The 17,889-nt window shown below is 68.1% G+C and carries 11 protein-coding genes; 8 read left to right on the forward strand and 3 right to left on the reverse strand.

Annotated elements, in window-relative coordinates; genetic code table 11:
• Positions 1-93 precede the first annotated feature (93 nt).
• Complete coding sequence (locus AC1DIQ_RS03595; protein ID WP_478049447.1) at positions 94-2,193, forward strand: glycosyltransferase; 2,100 nt, start codon at positions 94-96, stop codon at positions 2,191-2,193.
• Here AC1DIQ_RS03595 and AC1DIQ_RS03600 read toward each other — a convergent pair.
• Positions 2,190-3,752 carry a hypothetical protein gene (locus AC1DIQ_RS03600; RefSeq protein ID WP_478049448.1) on the reverse strand — a complete coding sequence of 521 codons (1,563 nt, stop codon included), beginning with the start codon at positions 3,750-3,752 and terminating at the stop codon, positions 2,190-2,192. The two genes, AC1DIQ_RS03595 and AC1DIQ_RS03600, sit on opposite strands and share 4 nt — an antisense overlap.
• A 29-nt stretch (positions 3,753-3,781) precedes the next feature.
• Positions 3,782-5,935 carry a RelA/SpoT family protein gene (locus AC1DIQ_RS03605; RefSeq protein WP_121039075.1) on the reverse strand — a complete coding sequence of 718 codons (2,154 nt, stop codon included), beginning with the start codon at positions 5,933-5,935 and terminating at the stop codon, positions 3,782-3,784.
• A gap of 132 nt (positions 5,936-6,067) precedes the next feature.
• Between AC1DIQ_RS03605 and AC1DIQ_RS03610 the strand changes: the two genes are divergently transcribed.
• On the forward strand, positions 6,068-6,592 hold the full coding sequence (locus tag AC1DIQ_RS03610; protein ID WP_121039078.1) for a hypothetical protein: 525 nt from the start codon (positions 6,068-6,070) through the stop codon (positions 6,590-6,592).
• 57 nt (positions 6,593-6,649) lie between these two features.
• Here AC1DIQ_RS03610 and hrpA read toward each other — a convergent pair whose 3' ends face one another.
• On the reverse strand, positions 6,650-10,753 hold the full coding sequence (gene hrpA / locus AC1DIQ_RS03615; protein WP_478049449.1) for an ATP-dependent RNA helicase HrpA: 4,104 nt from the start codon (positions 10,751-10,753) through the stop codon (positions 6,650-6,652).
• Positions 10,754-10,849: 96 nt separating this feature from the next.
• Here hrpA and AC1DIQ_RS03620 point away from each other — a divergent pair, with 96 nt between their 5' ends.
• From AC1DIQ_RS03620 to AC1DIQ_RS03645, 6 genes are all read left to right on the forward strand, one after another.
• Positions 10,850-11,401: a Dps family protein gene (locus tag AC1DIQ_RS03620; protein WP_019185151.1), complete on the forward strand. Its 552-nt coding sequence runs from the start codon at positions 10,850-10,852 to the stop codon at positions 11,399-11,401.
• 609 nt (positions 11,402-12,010) lie between these two features.
• A complete protein-coding gene (gene recQ / locus AC1DIQ_RS03625) occupies positions 12,011-13,816 on the forward strand; it encodes a DNA helicase RecQ (RefSeq protein WP_282263336.1) in 1,806 nt (601 codons plus the stop codon).
• 94 nt (positions 13,817-13,910) lie between these two features.
• Positions 13,911-14,306 (forward strand): CopL family metal-binding regulatory protein, encoded by a 396-nt coding sequence (locus AC1DIQ_RS03630; RefSeq protein WP_152151913.1) that lies wholly within the window; start codon positions 13,911-13,913, stop codon positions 14,304-14,306.
• A gap of 104 nt (positions 14,307-14,410) precedes the next feature.
• Positions 14,411-16,204 carry a copper resistance system multicopper oxidase gene (locus AC1DIQ_RS03635; protein WP_152151911.1) on the forward strand — a complete coding sequence of 598 codons (1,794 nt, stop codon included), beginning with the start codon at positions 14,411-14,413 and terminating at the stop codon, positions 16,202-16,204.
• Positions 16,201-17,268 carry a copper resistance protein B gene (locus AC1DIQ_RS03640; RefSeq protein WP_121039092.1) on the forward strand — a complete coding sequence of 356 codons (1,068 nt, stop codon included), beginning with the start codon at positions 16,201-16,203 and terminating at the stop codon, positions 17,266-17,268. Before AC1DIQ_RS03635 ends, AC1DIQ_RS03640 begins: the two co-directional genes overlap by 4 nt.
• Positions 17,269-17,368: 100 nt before the next feature.
• Entirely contained in the window at positions 17,369-17,881 is a 513-nt protein-coding gene (locus AC1DIQ_RS03645; RefSeq protein WP_121039095.1) for a GNAT family N-acetyltransferase, read from the forward strand.
• Positions 17,882-17,889: the final 8 nt, after the last annotated feature.

Consider the following 17,889-nt stretch of genomic DNA (forward strand, 5'->3'; position numbering starts at 1 on the left):
GATGCGAGAATATGGATTCCGGCGAGTCTAACGCAGCCACCGCGAGCGGCGCGTTCTCCCGGGTTCCCCCGCTTAAGCTGGAGTTGCAACGGGATGTCGATGTCCTTGGCCGATGCTCGCTATTTCCTGAACCGCATGCTCGGCCTGTTCCGTCGCAGCCTGGCCAGTCTGCGCACCCGGGGCTGGCGTGCTACCTGGCAGCGCATCCGGGTCCATACCCAGGCCGTGCCGGCGCCACGCGGGGCGCCCCTGTACCTGCCGGAGGCCACAGCGTTCGCGCCGTTCACCGTCCCCGCCAGCGAGCGCCCGGTGGTCAGCATCATCATTCCGGTCTACAACCACGCCGCGCATACGTTGGCCTGCCTGCGGGCACTGGCCGCGCATCCACCGCAGGTCGCCTGCGAGATCCTGGTGGTGGACGACGGCAGCAGCGACGAGACGATCACCTGGATGCCGCAGATCCGCGGCCTGCGCTATGAAATACGGGCGAGCAACGGCGGCTTCATCGAGGCCTGCAACGATGGCGTCGCGCGTTCGCGTGGTCAGTACGTGGTGCTGCTCAACAACGACACTGTGCCGCAGCCCGGCTGGCTGGATGCGCTGCTCGCCACCTTCGCCCGGGTGCCGCGCGCCGGCCTGGTCGGTTCACAGCTGCTCTACCCCGACGGCCGCCTGCAGGAGTCGGGCGGGGTGATCTTCCAGGATGGCAGTGGTTGGAGCTACGGCCGCTTCGAATCGCCCGAAGATCCGCGCTACAGCGCGCTGCGCGATGCCGACTACTGCTCCGGTGCGGCGCTGATGATCCGGCGCGCGCTGTGGGAGGAGATCGGCGGCTTCGATCTGCGCTACAAGCCGGCGTATTACGAAGACACCGACCTGGCTTTCGCCGTGCGCGCCAGCGGCCACCGCGTACTGGTACAACCGGCCAGCCGGGTGGTGCATGACGAGGGCACCAGCAACGGCACCGATACCGGCAGCGGGATCAAGGCTTACCAGGTCCGCAACCGCGGCGTGTTCGCGGCGAAGTGGGCCGACGCACTGCAGGCGCAGCCCGCCGTCGGCAGCGTTCCCTCGCCAGTCCTGCTGCACCGTGCCCAGCGCCAGGTCCTGATCCTGGATGAAGAAGTGCCGCAGCCGGACCGCGACTCGGCCTCGCTGCGCCAGTACAACCTGATCGGCATGCTGCTTGAAGCCGGGGTCCACGTGGTGTTCGTGCCGACCCGGCGCGAGCACGGCGGCGCGGCCACCGAGGCGCTGCAGGCGCTTGGCGTGGAGGTCTGGTACGCCCCGTATCTGGACGGTGTGGCGCCGTGGCTGCGCGCCAACGGCGCCCGCTTCGATGTGGTGATGATGGTCCGCTACCACGTCGCCCACGAGTGCCTGCCGCTGCTGCGCAGCTTTGCGCCGCAGGCCCGCACGGTCTTCGATACCGTTGACCTGCACTACCTGCGCGAACGCCGTGGTGCGGAGATCGCCGGTGATGCAGGGCTGCTGCGCAATGCCGAGCGCACCCGCGCACGCGAGCTGGCGGTGATGGAACAGGTGGATGTGACGGTGCTGGTCAGCGCGGCCGAGCGGGAGCAGCTGCGCGTCGATGCGCCAGGCGCAACCGTGGAACTGATCTCCAACCTGCACGAGGTTGCTGGGGCCGGCCCTGACTGGGCCGAGCGGCGCGACCTGGTGTTCGTCGGTGGCTTCCGTCATCCGCCCAACCTGGATGCCATGCAGTGGTTCATCGGTGAGGTCTTCGCGCGCATCCGCGCACACCTGCCCGACATCCGTTTCCACTGCATCGGCGCGGCCGTGCCCGATACCCTGCGCGCGCTGGCCGCGACCCAGCCGGGCGTGGAGATCCACGGGTTCGTGCCGGACGTGGTGCCCTACATGGATGGCATCCGCATCGCCGTCGCGCCGCTGCGCTTCGGTGCAGGCGTGAAGGGCAAGGTGAATCTCAGCATGGCGCATGGGCAGCCGGTGGTCGCCACGACCTGTGGCGTGGAAGGCATGCACCTGCGCGATGGCGAGGATGTGCTGGTGGCCGATGATGCCGAGGCATTCGCGCAGGCCGTGGTGCAGCTTTACCAGGACAAGGCCCTGTGGCGCCGGCTCTCGACCGCCGGGCTGCAGAACATCGTGGATCATTTCTCGCTGGATGCGGCCCGCGCCACCGTGCAGCGGGTGTTCCTGGATTAAGTGCCCGAGCCACCGCCGGCGCTGCGCAGGCGCTCGGCGAAGGCCGGCAATTCCAGCAGGTCCGGTTGCCAGCGCTGCGCCTGCTGCAGCGCCTGCTGCGCGTAAGCGATGTCACCCGAGCCCAGGCGCTCGCTGCCGATGGCCAGCCAGCGCTGCGCCAGCCGCCGCCGCGCGGCGGCCTGGGTGGCATCATTGGTCGACAGCGTCTGCCAGGCGTCCAGACAGGCCCCCGCGGCCAGCACACGGTTCTCGCGCAGGCGATCTTCAAAGCACTGCCGGCTTGCGGGCAGCAGGCGCTGCGCGGCGGCACGCACCCGCGGGTCCTGCGGCGCGACGCCCTGGGCCTCGCGCAGGGCGTCGTAGGCACTGCGTCCGGGCGGGTCCAAGAAGTTGCCACGGCCCTCCGCCTCCGCCAGGCGCGTGAGCAGACGCTGCAGTGTGCGTTCGCGCTGCGCCCTCGGCACCGCCGGGGTCTTCAGTGCCGCCTGGGAGCGCTGCGCCTGCTCGATCACATGGCGGGCCGCCTCCAGCGAACGCGTGGACGCGCCCAGCGATTGCGCCACCTGAAGCGCCCGGGCTGCGTCTTCGAAGCGGAAGTTGCCGGCCAGCCGCGTCGCACGCGTGAGCTGCGCATCGGCGACCTGCAGCTGGCCACGGCGCGCGGCAGGATCGTCGGGCAGCGCCGAAAGCACCGCGGCGAAGGCATCGGCCGCAACCTCCAGCTTCTGTCGGCGCAGCGCGATCTCGCCCTCGCGCTGGCGTCGCTCCAGCGCGTTGTTCAGCGCTTCCTGGGTGGCCGGCAGATCGACATGGCCGGCATCGAAGCCACGCGCGCTGCGCACCAGCGCCGCAGCCCTGGCCACATCGCCGCGGCCGGCCGCCGTGCGCGCCTGCTGGAGGAGATCGGACAGCGCATCCTCGCGCCCCTCCAGCGCGCGCACCTGGTTGGGGGACAGCGCCAGCACCTGCTGGAACAACGGCAGTGCGCTGTCGGGGCTGCCCTCGAGCCGCTGCGCCTGCAAGGCCGCTTCGGCGCGACCAAGCAACGCCCCGATCCCCGCGCGTGCCTGGTCGTGTGCGTGCAGCTGCTGCGCCACCGCATCGGCGTCGCGCTGCGGCACCTGCAGTTCGCGGGCCAGCGCCAGCGCGGCGGTCGCCGCCGGTGCATTGCCCCGGTCCAGCGCATCCCGCGCCTGCTGCAGGGCAGCCTGGCCCGTGCGTGCCAGACCGCTGCGCGCCTGCAAGCGGTCGTTGTCCAGCGCCAGCGCGGCCTGGAAGGATTCACGTGCGCCACGACCGTCTGCCGCACTCAACCGGCCCGCGGCCAGCGCGCGATCGCCCTGGTCGAGCAGCTGCTCGATCTGCGGTTCGTTCCAGAACCAGTTGGCCAGCGGCCGGCGCAACAGTGCCAGGCTGACGAACAGCAGCACGGCCACCAGCAACGCCCACCGCCAGATGCGCCGGGCATGGCGCGCCTGCAACCACCACCAGCGGCCTTCGCGGCGCACCCGTCGCAGTGCCTCGTGGGCGGCGTCATGCCTGTCATCGTCCCGGCTCATGGCGCGAGCCTAGCGTGGGGCACGTGAGCTCAGCCTAGACGCCGGGCTTCGCTGACACCGGGCAGCGCGTCCAGCTTGCCCAGCAGGGTCGAAAGCTGGCCGTAGTCACTGACCTTCAAGCGCAGACGCAGATGCGCACGGCCACTGTTGCGGACGTTGTCGCTGTGGATGTCCAGCACATAGGCATCCTCCTGCGCGATCAGGTTGGTGATGTCCTTGAGCAGCCAGCGCCGGTCGACCGCGTCGACCACCACGTCCACTTCATAGCCACCGCCGGCCTGGCCCCACTCCACCGGAAGAATGCGCTGCGGGCTGGCCGCGGCCAGACGTGCCAGCGCGGCACAGTCGGTGCGGTGCACGGTGACGCCGCGGGCACGCGTGAGGTACCCGACGATCGGCTCACCGGCCACGGGCTGGCAGCACCGGGCGAGCTGCACGAGCAGATTGCCCACGCCCTGGACGGTGAAATCGGCGCTGCGCACGCTGTCGCGCCGCGCCGTCGGGCGCGGCAGGGCAGGCACCGCCGGCTGGCTGGCGGCGCGCTCGGCTTCCAGCAGTGTGCGGCTGACCTGGTTCGGCCCGGTGTCACCCAAGGCCACCTGGATGTAGAGATCATCGACGCTGTCGGCGTGGAACTTCTTCACCGCGATGGCCAGATCGGCGTGCTGCAGGCCGAGGCGCTTGAGTTCGCGCTCGAGCAGCTCGCGGCCGGCCTGCACATTGCGCGCGCGGTCCAGCTTGTGGAACCAGCCGCGCACCTTCTCACGCGAGCGGTTGCTGGCCAGGAAACCGCTGGAGGCCAGCAGCCAGTCGCGCCGGGGATCGGCCTCCTTGCCGGTCAGGATCTCGACCCGGTCGCCGCTGCGCAGGCGGTAGGTCAACGGCACGATGCGGCCGTTGACCTTCGCCCCACGGCAGCGGTGCCCGACCATGGTGTGCACGTGGTAAGCAAAATCCAACGGCGTGGCGCCCTGCGGCAGGTCCATCACCTCGTCCTTGGGACTGAGCGCGTAGACCCGGTCTTCGGTCAGCTCGGCATCCAGCGCCCCGGCCAGCTCACTGGCATGTCCATCCTGGGATTGCTCCAACAACTGGCGCATCCAGGTGATCTTGCGGTCGAACGCCTTTTCCGCGCCTTTGCTGCCTTCCTTGTAGCGCCAGTGCGCGGCCACGCCGAGCTCGGCCTGGGCATGCATGTCGTGGGTGCGGATCTGCACTTCGATGGTGCGCCCTTCCGGGCCGATCACGGCGGTATGCAGCGAACGGTAATCGTTGGCTTTCGGGCGTGCGATGTAATCGTCGAATTCGCTCGGCACCGGCGCCCACAGTGCATGCACCACGCCCAGCGCGGCGTAGCAGGCGGCCACGTCGTCCACCATCACGCGCACGGCGCGGATGTCGTACAACTGCTCGAACGCCAGCCGCTTCTTCTGCATCTTCCGCCAGATGCTGTAGATGTGCTTCGGGCGGCCGCTGACCTCGGCACGGATGCCTTGCGCCAGCAGTTCACGCGACAGCGCCTTTTTGACGCCCTCGACATAGCGCTCGCGCGCCAAGCGCGTTTCATCCACCTCGCGCGCGATGCGGCGGTAGGTCTCCGGTTCCAGGTGGCGGAACGCCAGATCCTCCAGCTCCCACTTCAATTGCCAGATGCCGAGCCGGTTGGCCAGCGGCGCGTGGATGTCGCGGGTGAGCTGGGCCAGCGCGCGCCGTTCGTCCTCGGGCAAGCGATCGGCACCGCGCATGCGGGCCAGCTGGCGGGCGAGCAGGATCGGCACCACACGCAGATCGCGGATGATCGAGAGCAGCAGGCGGCGCAGGCCTTCGCTGTTGCGCCCGGCCTCGCGCCCGGCGTGCAGCGCCCAGACCTGGTCGGCAGCGTCCAGACCGTCCAGCAGGCCGACGACCACCGGCTTGAGCGCACCGATCGGCAGCGTGTCCAGCCCGGCACGCAACCACGGCAGATCGAACAGCAACGTGGCCAGCAAGGCAGACTCGTCGGCCGAGAGCAATGACAGCGCATCGAGCGTATCGGCCAGCACCGGCCAGCCCGCGCGCCTTTCCAGATCGGCCTCGGGTTGCTGCCAGCGCTGCAACAATGCCTCGCGCAGCTCAGGCGGCAGCGAAGCCACCGAGGGTCGGGTCAACAAGCCATCCAGGCCGGGGGAGGAAGCGCGGTTCACAGCATCGTACAGACAAGACAGAGGCCACCTACACTAGCGCCGCAGCGCCCCCCCGACAATCGCCATCACCTGCATGTGCACATGCCCCGGCGCTGGCACTACACTGCGGCTATCCCTAGGAGAGACCCTGCCATGCGCTTTTCCCGTCTGCGGTTGTTGGCCTGTGCGGCCGTCATGATGAGCCTCTCGCTACCGGCGCTGGCCCAGCGCGTGGTGGAAGGCGATCTGCAGCAGCAGATGTCGCCGGCCGAGTTCAAGGCCGCCGGGCTGGAGAAGCTCACGCCGCAGGAACTGGCCGAGCTCAACAACTGGCTGCAGGGCAAAGTGGCGGCGCTGGCGGCCGATGCACGCGAACAGGCCCGCGAAGAGGCCCGCGAAGAGGGTCGTCAGGAAGTGATCGTGAAAAACCACGGCTTCTTCGACTTCGGCACCAAGGAGCCGATCAAAAGCGCCTTGACCGGAGAGTTCCGCGGCTTCGGCAAGGGGCAGCGTTACGTGCTCGCCAACACCCAGGAATGGGAGCAGATCGACGACGTCCAGGTCGGTGGTGTCCGCCGCCAGTCGCCGGAGGTCAGCATCGCTGCCGGCGTCGGCGGCGCGTGGTACATGCAGGTCCAGGGCGTCAATACCCGCGCCAAAGTGCGCCGCGTCAAGTAAGCCGGTTCAGGTCCCCCCCAGCGCCCCGCGCCGAATCGGCACGGGGCAGTTGCCGGATCAGGCGTTCTGCAGCGCAGCGACGCGCTGGGCCAGCTTCTTGGCCGAAATGCCGGTCTTTGCGCCCAGCTCCTGGGCGAACAGCGAGACCCGCAACTCTTCCAGATCCCAGCGCAGGTCCTGCCACTGGGGCCGCTTGCGCAGGCCGCGTGCGTCGGCCTGTGCCAGCGCATCCAGGAACGGACGCAGTTCCAGCATGCGGGCCTGATCGCGTGGTGGATCGCGCTTGGCGCGCTCGGTGCGCAGGATCATCGCACGCAGATAGCGCGGGTACTGCGCCAGCGCGTCGGCCGGCGTGTCACGCAGGAAACCGGCATGGACCAGGGCGGCAAGCTGCTGCTCCATGTCATCCAGGTTGCCACGCGCCCAGCCCATCAGCGGCGCTTCCAGCTGTGGTTTGAGTTCGGCCACGTGGGCGAGGATGTTGTCGGCCAGCTTCAGCCGCGCCATCGCCTCGCCGAACAACGCCTTGCCCGCCTCGGCACTGCGTTTGGCGAACGTGGCCGGATCGCGGATATCGCCCAGCCCATCAGCCAGCACGGCGTTCATCGCCGCATCGACCAGATCACCACGCAGCCGCTCCTGCGATTCGATAGCGGCATACAGCAGGCCGGTTTTGGGCGGCACCGGCAATTGTTTGCGCGCTTGCTTGGCCTTGTCGGCCAGCGCGATCTCCAGCAGGCGGCGCACGCCAAGCGGATGCTGCTCCAGCGCCTCGTTGCGATCGGCAAAGATCTTCAACGCGGCGGTCTCGCCCTGGTCGACCAACGCAGGATAGGCCGGCACGCCGGCTTCGCCGGGCACCTGCAGCGGGATCGGGCTGGCGGGGAAATCGCGCAACCCGTCCGCCGCCAGCGCACGCCCGGCACGTGCGGCGAAGGCGTCACCGGCCTGGTCGCCGAAGCGGGCACGCAGTGCATCCAGATCGCGTGAGGTTGCCAGTACGTTGCCGTCTGCGTCGCGCAGGCGCAGATTCATGTGCAGGTGCGTCTCCAGCGACGCGTTGTCGAAATCGGTCGCCGCCAGTCTTGCACCGGTCGCGCGGGACAGGAACCGCGCCAGTTCACCACGGATCTCATCGGCGGTCGGCTCGGCGAAGGCCTCGGCGAACGCGCGACCGAAGTCCGGTGCCGGTACATAGTTGCGGCGCATCGCCTTGGGCAGGCTGCGGATCAACGCGGCGGCCTTGTCGGCCACGAAGCCGGGCGCCAGCCACGACAACCGTGCCGGATCGAGTGCGTTGAGCAGATGCAGTGGCACCTCCAACGTCACGCCATCTTCGTCGGCGCCTGGTTCGAAGGTGTAATGCAGCGGCAAGCGCGCATCGCCCAGCGGCAGGTAGTTGGGATAACGCTCGGCGTCGCTGCCGTCGCCCGGCAGCAGATCGGCCAGCGTCCACGACAGCGCGCGGCGCTTCTCCGGTGCCAGCGCCTTCCACCAGGTATCAAGGCCCATCGCCGAATGGATCTCGGCCGGAATCCGGTCCAGGTACCAGCGCGCCTGCCAGCCTTCGTCGGCGACGATGCCGGCACGGCGCAGCTTGGCCTCTTCTTCGCGCGCCTGCTCCAACACCTTGAGGTTGTCGGCCACGAAGCCGGCACGGGTGTTGATTTCGCCAGTCACCAGGCCCTGCCGCACGAAGATATCGTGTGCCTCGCCCGGCGCGATGCGGCCGTAGTGCACCGGCTTCTTCGGGGCCAGCACCAGCCCGAACAGACTGATCTGCTCGGAGGCCAGTACCTGGCCCTGCGCGCGCGACCAGTGCGGGTCGAAGTGCTTGCGCAGCAGCAGATGCGGCAGTTCGTTGATGACCCAGTCCGGCTCGATCGCCGCGTTGGTCAGGCCCCAGATTTTCTGGGTATCGAGCAAGGTCGCGGTGAGCAGCCACGGCGGCGGCCGCTTGGCCAGGGTCGAGCCCGGGAACGGCAGGAAGCGGCGCTGGCGCGGCGCCAGGAAATCGCCCTTGTCGCTGCGGTGGCCGATCTGCGTGGGCAGGCCGGCGATCAAGGCACGGTGGAGGGTCTGGTAGGCCGCCGCGCGTACTTTGTCGCTGAAGGCGTTGCGCGCCTCGGAATCGGCCCCCTTGACCGGCGCCGGCGTGTTCTGGGCAGGGGTCGGCTCGGATTTCCCTTCACGGGCCAGGCGTGCGGCACGGTGCTGCTGGCCACGCGTCGCCTTGATCTTGGCCTCGTCATCGCGCGCCGGGGCAGGCGCCGAGGATCCGGCAAGCAACGGTGCCAACGATGTCTCCGCCGGCTCTTCGCTCCATCCCAGTTCCTCGCACAGCACGCGCAGCTGACGATGCAGCTCCCGCCACTCGCGCATGCGCAGGAAACCAAGGAAATGCCGCCCGCACCAGTCACGCAGCTTGGACTGGGTCAGGTCTTCGTGGGCCTGGCGGTAGCCGTCCCACAGGCGCAGCACGCCGACAAATTCCGAACGCCCATCGGCGAACAGCGCATGCGCATTGTCGGCGGCGGCGCGCGCTTCCGGCGGGCGCTCACGGGGGTCCTGGATACCCAGGAACGAGGCGATCACCAGCATCGGCCGCAGGCAGCCCTGGGCCTGCGCGGCGACCAGCATGCGGGCCAGTTTCACGTCCACCGGCAGGCGCGCCATCTGACGGCCGATCGGCGTCAGGCGACGCTCGGCATCGACCGCGCCCAGCTCACCCAACTGCTGCCAGCCATCGGCGACCGCGCGTTCATCCGGCGCTTCCAGGAACGGGAAATCCTCGATCCGGCCGAGGCCGAGCTGCAGCATCCGCAGGATCACTCCGGACAGGCTGGAACGGCGGATCTCCGGATCGGTGAATTCCGGGCGCGACTGGAAATCCGCTTCGGAATACAGCCGGTAACAGATACCTTCGGACACCCGGCCGCAGCGGCCCTTGCGCTGGTTGGCGCTGGCCTGCGAGACCGCCTCGATGTGCAGCCGGTCCAGCTTCTGGCGCGGGCTGTAGCGCTTGACGCGGGCGAAACCCGGGTCGATCACATAGCGGATGCGCGGCACCGTCAGCGACGTCTCAGCGACGTTGGTGGCCAGCACGATGCGCCGGTTGGCGCCCGGGTTGAACACCAGGTCCTGATCCTTGACCGACAGCCGCGCATACAGCGGCAGCACGTCGGTGCCACGGTACTTGCGCCGTTCCAGCGACTGGTGCGCATCGCGGATTTCGCGCTCGCCCGGGAAGAACAGCAGGATGTCGCCGCGCGGGTCGATCCGGGTGATTTCATCCACCGCCGCGACCACCGCATCATTGACGGTGCGCTCGCCATCGCGCCCACCGTCCGCCTCGCCACCGCCCTCGCCTTCCAGCGGCCGGTAACGCACCTCCACCGGGAACGTGCGGCCTTCCACGCTGATCACCGGGGCATCGTCGAAATGCTGGGCGAAGCGCGAGGTGTCGATGGTCGCCGAGGTGACGATCAGTTTCAGGTCGGGGCGCTTCTTCAGCAGCTGCTTCAGATAGCCGAGCAGGAAATCGATGTTGAGGCTGCGTTCGTGCGCCTCGTCGACGATGATCGTGTCGTAGTTGGACAGCCAGCGGTCACTGCTGATCTCGGCCAGCAGGATGCCGTCGGTCATGAACTTGATGCGGGTATCGTCACCGACGCGATCGGTGAAGCGCACCTGGTAACCCACCGTGGTGCCCAGCTCGGACTGCAGTTCCTGCGCCACGCGGGTCGCCACGGCACGTGCGGCGATCCGTCGCGGCTGGGTGCAGCCGATCATGCCGGCGGTGCCACGGCCGGCGGCCAGGCACAGCTTGGGCAGCTGGGTGGTCTTGCCCGAGCCGGTTTCACCGGCGATCACCACGACCTGGTGGTCGCGGATCAGCGCAGTGATGGCCTCGGCTTCACGCGCAATCGGCAGTTGCTCGTCCAGAGTGATGGTCGGCTGATTCAGCGCACGCGCTTCACGGCGCTGCACGGACGCCTGCAAGGCCTGCTCGAACGCCGCCGCCAGACCCGTATCCGCCGGTTTGGCCCGCCAACGCGAGAGCATCCCCAGCAAACGACCGCGGTCGCGGCTCATGGCCCCGTTGATGGCGGCCTGCTGCTGGGCCAGGCGTGCTGCATGTGGTTTTTCGATAGCGCTCATCAATCGATTCGTTTAGAACTTTTGTTTACTACTGAAAGGGTAGTCTGATCTATTGTGAAGGCCATCCGATTCATCCCATCCATAAGGAGTGCTCCCATGGCGAAGACGACCAAGACCCCGGCAAAGCCCAAGACTGCCAAGCAGAAGCTCGGCGCGGCGGCCCCGTCGGCCCCGAACATCGATATCGGGATCAAGGAGGGCGATCGCAAGAAGATCGCCGATGGACTGTCGGCCTTCCAGGCCGATGCGTTCACGCTCTACCTGAAGACCCACAATTTCCATTGGAACGTGACCGGGTCGATGTTCAACTCGCTGCACACCATGTTCGAGACCCAGTACACCGAACAGTGGGCGGCCCTGGATGACGTGGCTGAACGCATCCGTGCACTGGGCTTCAATGCCCCGGGCTCGTACCGCGAGTTCGCGGCCCTGACCTCGATCGCCGAGGAGCCGGGCCTGACCGACAGCGCGGACTGGCGTGAGATGGTACGCCAGTTGGTCACCGCCAACGAGGCTGTGTGCCGTACGGCGCGCAAAGTGCTGGACGTGGCCGACGATGCGGACGACGCACCAACCGAGGATCTGATGACCCAGCGTCTGCAGACCCACGAAAAGTACGCCTGGATGCTGCGTTCGCTGCTGCAGTAAGGGGTTGTGTTGCGGCAGGCTTGGCTGACGGGGTCTGCGTGTTGGCGAGCGGGGGCCAGGCCCTGACGGGACGCGCCGTAAACCCATCCCTGGGGGCTCGTGGGCGCCATCCTTGGCGCCCTGACGGTCCCGTCAGGGCCCGGCCCCCACTCGCCAGACAGATCTGGATGGACGGTGGGGCAAGCCAAAGCAGCCCGCCGCAAGTAGCCAAGTCACCCCGTCGAGATGCAACGTCTAGATGCAACAGGCAACAACCCACAGGCGCCGATTGGCGCCTGTGTGCGTTTGACTGGTTCGTGACCGGACTCTTGAGCGGCCCTTGACTTGGCTCTCCTCTGGACACCAGCCACGTGTCGACGGCGCGGTGTGGGTGGGTTTGCAGGACCGTTGGGCGCCATGGATGGCGCACTACGAGCCCCCATGGACGGGTTCACGGCGGGTCCTGCAGGCCCACCTACACCGCGCCAAACCCGTAAGACGGAACGCCCGGCGCTTTGAGCCTCTGCCTTTGAGGCCTTGAGGCTTTGATGCCTTGGCTCCTGGCATCCCTACACGCCGATCCGGCATCAGAGGACACGGCCCGTAGCCTGGGCAAGGTAAACTAGCGCGATGTCTTCCCGCCCCGCGCACGACCTGCTCAGCCGCATCTTTGGTTACGACGAATTCCGCGGTCCGCAGCAGGCGATCGTCGAGCATGTCGCCGCCGGCAATGACGCGCTCGTCCTCATGCCCACCGGCGGCGGCAAATCGCTCTGCTACCAGGTCCCCTCCCTGCTCCGCGACGGCACCGGCATCGTCATCTCGCCGCTGATCGCCTTGATGCAGGACCAGGTCGAAGCCCTGCGCCAGCTCGGCGTCCGCGCCGAATACCTCAACTCCACCCTTGATGGCGAAACCGCCGCCCGCGTCGAGCGCGAACTGCTCGCCGGCGAACTGGACATGCTCTACGTCGCCCCCGAGCGGCTGCTGACCGGCCGCTTCCTCTCGCTGCTCTCGCGCAGCCAGATTGCCCTGTTCGCCATCGATGAAGCCCACTGCGTCTCGCAGTGGGGCCACGACTTCCGCCCCGAATACCGCCAGCTCACCGTCCTGCACGAGCGCTGGCCCGACGTCCCGCGCATCGCGCTGACCGCCACCGCCGATCCGCCGACCCAGCGCGAAATCGCCGAACGGCTGGACCTGACCAACGCCCAGCACTTCGTCAGTTCGTTCGACCGGCCCAACATCCGCTATACCGTCGTCCAGAAAGACAACGCCAAGCGCCAGTTGCTGGACTTCCTGAAGGTCCACCGTCAGGAAGCCGGTATCGTCTACTGCATGTCGCGGCGCAAGGTGGAAGAAACCGCCGAATTCCTGTGCAAGGAGGGCATGAACGCCCTGCCCTACCACGCTGGCCTGCCCGCCGAGGTACGCGCCGCCAACCAGCGCCGCTTCCTGCGCGAGGATGGCATCGTCATGTGCGCCACCATCGCCTTCGGCATGGGCATCGATAAGCCGGACGTGCGCTTCGTCGCGCATACCGATCTGCCCAAATCGATGGAAGGGTATTACCAGGAAACCGGGCGCGCGGGGCGCGATGGCGAGCCTGCCGAAGCCTGGCTCTGCTATGGGCTCGGCGACGTCGTGCTGCTCAAGCAGATGATCGAACAGTCCGAAGCCGGCGAAGACCGCAAAACGCTCGAACGGTCCAAACTCGACCACCTGCTCGGCTACTGCGAATCCATGCAATGCCGCCGCCAGGTGCTGCTGGCCGGGTTCGGGGAAACCTATCCCCAACCCTGCGGCAACTGCGACAACTGCCTGCTGCCGCCGGATGCCTGGGATGCCAGCGTCGCCGCCCAGAAAGCGCTGAGCTGCGTCTACCGCAGCGGGCAGCGCTTCGGTGTCGGCCATCTGATCGACATCCTGCGCGGCGGTGACAACGAGAAGGTCCGTCAGTTCGGGCATACCGAGCTGAGTACCTACGGGATCGGCAAGGACCTGGATGCCCGCAGCTGGCGCAGCGTGTTCCGCCAGCTGGTCGCCTCCAGCCTGCTCGAGGTGGACAGCAGCGCGTACGGTGGCCTGCGCCTGACCGATGGCAGCCGCGAGGTGCTCAAGGGCCAGCGCAAGGTCATGATGCGGCGCGAAACACCCAAGGCCGCCCGCGAGCGTGACCGCAGCGGCCAGCGCACCGGCCTGTCGGTGCTGCCGCAGGATCTGGCGCTGTTCAATGCGCTGCGTGGCCTGCGTGCCGAACTCGCGCGCGAGCAGAACGTGCCGGCCTTCGTGATCTTCCACGACAGCACCCTGCGCAATATCGCCGAACAGCGCCCCACCAGCGTTGACGCCCTGGGCCGGGTCGGTGGCATCGGCGGCACCAAGCTGGCCCGCTACGGCGACCGCCTGGTCGAGATCGTGCGCGAGGAAGGCTGATGCCCCGGCGCGTTCAGTCAGACCCGGCTCCAGAGTTGAACCCTGCGTTCAGCCGCGGGTGCGGCCGCCAGGGTTTGGCAGTAAGGTGAGCCCCATGTCCGCCAGTGGCCTGCTCCTGCGAGTCGTCCTGATGCTCAGCCTGTTGCTCAATGGGCTGAACGTGGCCATGGCCGGCCCGATGGCACTGGCCCTGGCCGAACCGGCCGTGGCCGGCAGCGCGGCACCGCCCTGCCATGGCGACGCGCCGATGCCCGCCGCACACGATCACCACACCATGGCCACCGCCGACACCGGCGTGCAGGCACCGCATGATGGCGACCACTGCAAGATCAAGGACTGCCTGCGCAGCTGCGCCCAGCAACCCAGCCTGACCGTCCAGGTCGCCTGGTTGGCGACCCCGCCGCCGGTGTCGATGTCGCCGCCGAACACCGCGCATCCCACCCTGCCGACACCGCCGCTGGACCGTATCACCCGCCCTCCGATCGCCTGATCCGCCGCGCTCTGCGAGCGCCTGCCTGATGCTCTGCGCGCATGCCCCGGTGTGCGTGCGTTGACGGCACCGCGTGTGCCATTCGAATCAGATCCGGAGTTGCAATGTCTTTCATTAAAACACCCGGCACGGGCACCCCGCCCATGCCGTCGCGGCGCCTGTTCGTGCAGGGCGTCGCTGCTGGCGGCGTGGTCGCCGGCCTGGCCGCCACCGGCCTGAGCCCGCGTGCGTTCGCCGCCGCCGGCCCCGGCCTGGCCGCTGCCCCGCAGGTGCTCAGCCACCACGACGTGCAGTTGAGCATCGGCGAATCGCTGGCCAATTTCACCGGCCGCACCCGCCCGGCGATCACCGTCAACGGCAGCCTTCCGGCGCCGATCCTGCGCTGGCGCGAAGGCCAGACGGTCAACATCCGGGTCGCCAATACGCTGCAGGGCCACCCCACCTCCATCCACTGGCACGGCCTGCTGCTGCCGGCCAACATGGATGGCGTGCCCGGCCTGAGCTTCAACGGCATCGCCCCGGGCGAGGCCTACCAGTACCGCTTCACCCTCAAGCAGTCGGGCACGTACTGGTATCACAGCCATTCCATGTTCCAGGAACAGGCCGGCCTGTACGGCGCGCTGATCATCGACCCGCTCGAGCCGGCGCCGTATCACGCCGACCGAGAGCACGTGATCCTGCTCTCGGACTGGACCGACCTGGACCCCGGTGCGCTGTTCCGGCGCATGAAGAAGCTCGCCGAGTACGACAACTACTACAAGCGCACCCTGCCCGACTTCCTGCGCGATGTCCGCAAGGACGGCTGGGCCGCCGCCACCGCCGACCGCGGCATGTGGGGGCGGATGCGGATGACGCCGACCGACATCTCCGACGTCAACGCCCACACCTATACCTACCTGCTCAACGGCACCGCCCCGGCCGGCAACTGGACCGGGCTGTTCCGCAGTGGCGAAAAGGTGCTGCTGCGCTTCATCAACGGCGGCTCGATGACCTATTTCGACGTGCGCATCCCTGGCCTGAAGATGACCGTGGTCGCCGCCGATGGCCAGTACATCCACCCGGTCAGCATCGATGAATTCCGCATCGCCCCGGCCGAGACCTTCGATGTGATCGTCGAACCCAGCGGCCAGGACGCGTACACGATCTTCTGCCAGGACATGGGCCGCACCGGCTATGCCGCCGGCACGCTGGCGGTACGCCACGGCCTGCAGGCGCCGATTCCCGCCCGCGACCCGCGCCCGCTGCTGACCATGAGTGACATGGGCCACGACATGGGCCATGCCTCGAACGGGATGGCAGGCCACGACATGAAGGGCATGGAAGGCGGCTGCGGTGCCAGCATGGGCCACGGTGCGCACGGTGCCGATCCCAAAGCGCCGCGTCACCCGGCCAGCGAGCAGGGCAACCCGCTGGTGGACATGCAGAGCATGGCCACCGAGCCCAAGCTGGATGATCCCGGTATCGGCCTGCGCGACAACGGCCGCAACGTACTCACCTACGGCGCGATGCGCAGCCTGTTCGACGATCCCGATGGGCGTGATCCCGGCCGCGAGGTCGAGCTGCACCTGACCGGCCATATGGAGAAATTCAGCTGGTCCTTCGACGGCATCCCGTTCGCCAGCGCCGAACCGTTGCGCCTGACCTACGGCGAGCGCATGCGCATCGTGCTGGTCAACGACACGATGATGCAGCATCCGATTCATCTGCACGGCGTGTGGAGCGATCTGGAAAACGCGGACGGCGCGTTCCACCTGCGCAAGCACACCATCGACATGCCGCCGGGCACCCGCCGCACCTACCGCGTCCGTGCCGACGCGCTTGGGCGCTGGGCGTACCACTGCCACCTGCTGTACCACATGGAAGCGGGCATGATGCGCGAAGTGAGGATCGAAGAATGAGCCGCGCTCCTCTCACCGCGCTGTCCGCACTGAGCGCCGCCCTGCTGCTGGCGTTGGCCGCACCGGCCTGGGCACAGTCGCATGCCGGCCATGCCACGGCGCCGACCACAACCACAGCCGACACACCACCGGCGGATGACCGCCCGATGGATCACGGCAGCATGGATCACACCAAGATGGACCATTCAACGATGGACCATGGCAGCACCGATCACAACCAGATGGACCACGCGACGATGGACCATGGCAGCACCGATCACAGCCAGATGGACCACGCGACGATGGACCATTCAACGATGGACCACGCCGCGATGGGCCATGGCACGCCGAAGCCGGCTGCCCCTACGGAACCGCTCGAACCGATTCCTGTCGTGACCGCCGCCGACCGCCTCGCCGCGTTCCCGCCGATCGACCACGGCGCGATGGAGCATGCGCCGGAGATCCACAGCCTGCTGCTGGTCAACCGCCTCGAACACTGGGACGGCCAGCACGGCACCGGCCAGGCATGGGAGGCCAGCGGCTGGGTGGGTGGCAACATCAACAGGCTATGGCTGCGCAGCGAAGGCGAGCGCAGCGACGGCCGCACCGGCTCGGCCGATCTGGAGGTGATGTACGGCCGCAGCGTGTCGCCGTGGTGGGACGTGCTGGTCGGCGTGAAGCAGGATTTCCGCCCGGCCGAGTCGCGCACCTGGGCGGCGTTCGGCATCCAGGGGCTGGCGCCGTACAAGTTCGAGACCTCGGCCACGGCGTATGTCGGCGAAGGCGGTCAGTTCGCGGCCACGGTGGAAGTGGAGTACGAGCTGCTGCTGACCAACCGCTTGATCCTGCAGCCGCTGGTGGAAGCCAGTTTCTCGGCCAAGGACGAGCCGGCGTATGGCAATGGCGCCGGCCTGAACAAACTCGAGGCCGGGCTGCGCCTGCGCTACGAGTTCAGCCGCCGCTTCGCGCCCTACATCGGCATCAGCCACGAGCGGCTGTTCGGTGATACCGCCGACTACCACGAAGCAGCCGGCGAACGTGCGCGCGATACCCGCTGGGTGGCGGGCGTGCGCGTCTGGTTCTGATCCAGCAGCCATGACAGGTTCCGGGTACCGACGTACCCGGAACCACGGCCGACCCCAGGCGATGGCGTAAGCTGCCGGCCCCACCTGCCTGCCTTGCGCCATGATGTTGACCCTCCGCCGTGCCACCGTTGCCGATGCCGACGCCCTCTCGGCGATCGCCATCGCCACCTATACCGAAACCTTCGGCGATTCCTACCCGCCGCAGGATCTGCACGCGTTCCTGCACAGCCACTATTCGGTCGAGCCGCAGCGTGACGAGCTCGCCGATCCACGCAACGCGGCGTGGCTGCTGGAAGCCGGGGAACGTGTGGTGGGGTATCTCGCCGCAGGGCCCAACAGCCTGCCCCATGCGGATGCCGCCGAGGGCGATATCGAGCTCAAACGCCTGTACCTGCTCGCCAGTCACCACAGTGGCGGCCACGGCGCGCGCCTGATGGACGCCTTCCTGGCGTGGCTCGATCAGCCACAGCGGCGCACGCTGTGGATCGGCGTGTGGTCCGGGAACGTTGGTGCGCAGCGCTTCTATGCGCGCTATGGCTGCAGCAAGGTGGGCGAATACGATTTCCCGGTCGGCGACAGCGTCGACCGGGAATTCATCCTGCGCCGCGCCTGAGCGCAGCG

Source organism: Stenotrophomonas sp. 05L413 (assembly GCF_056397945.1).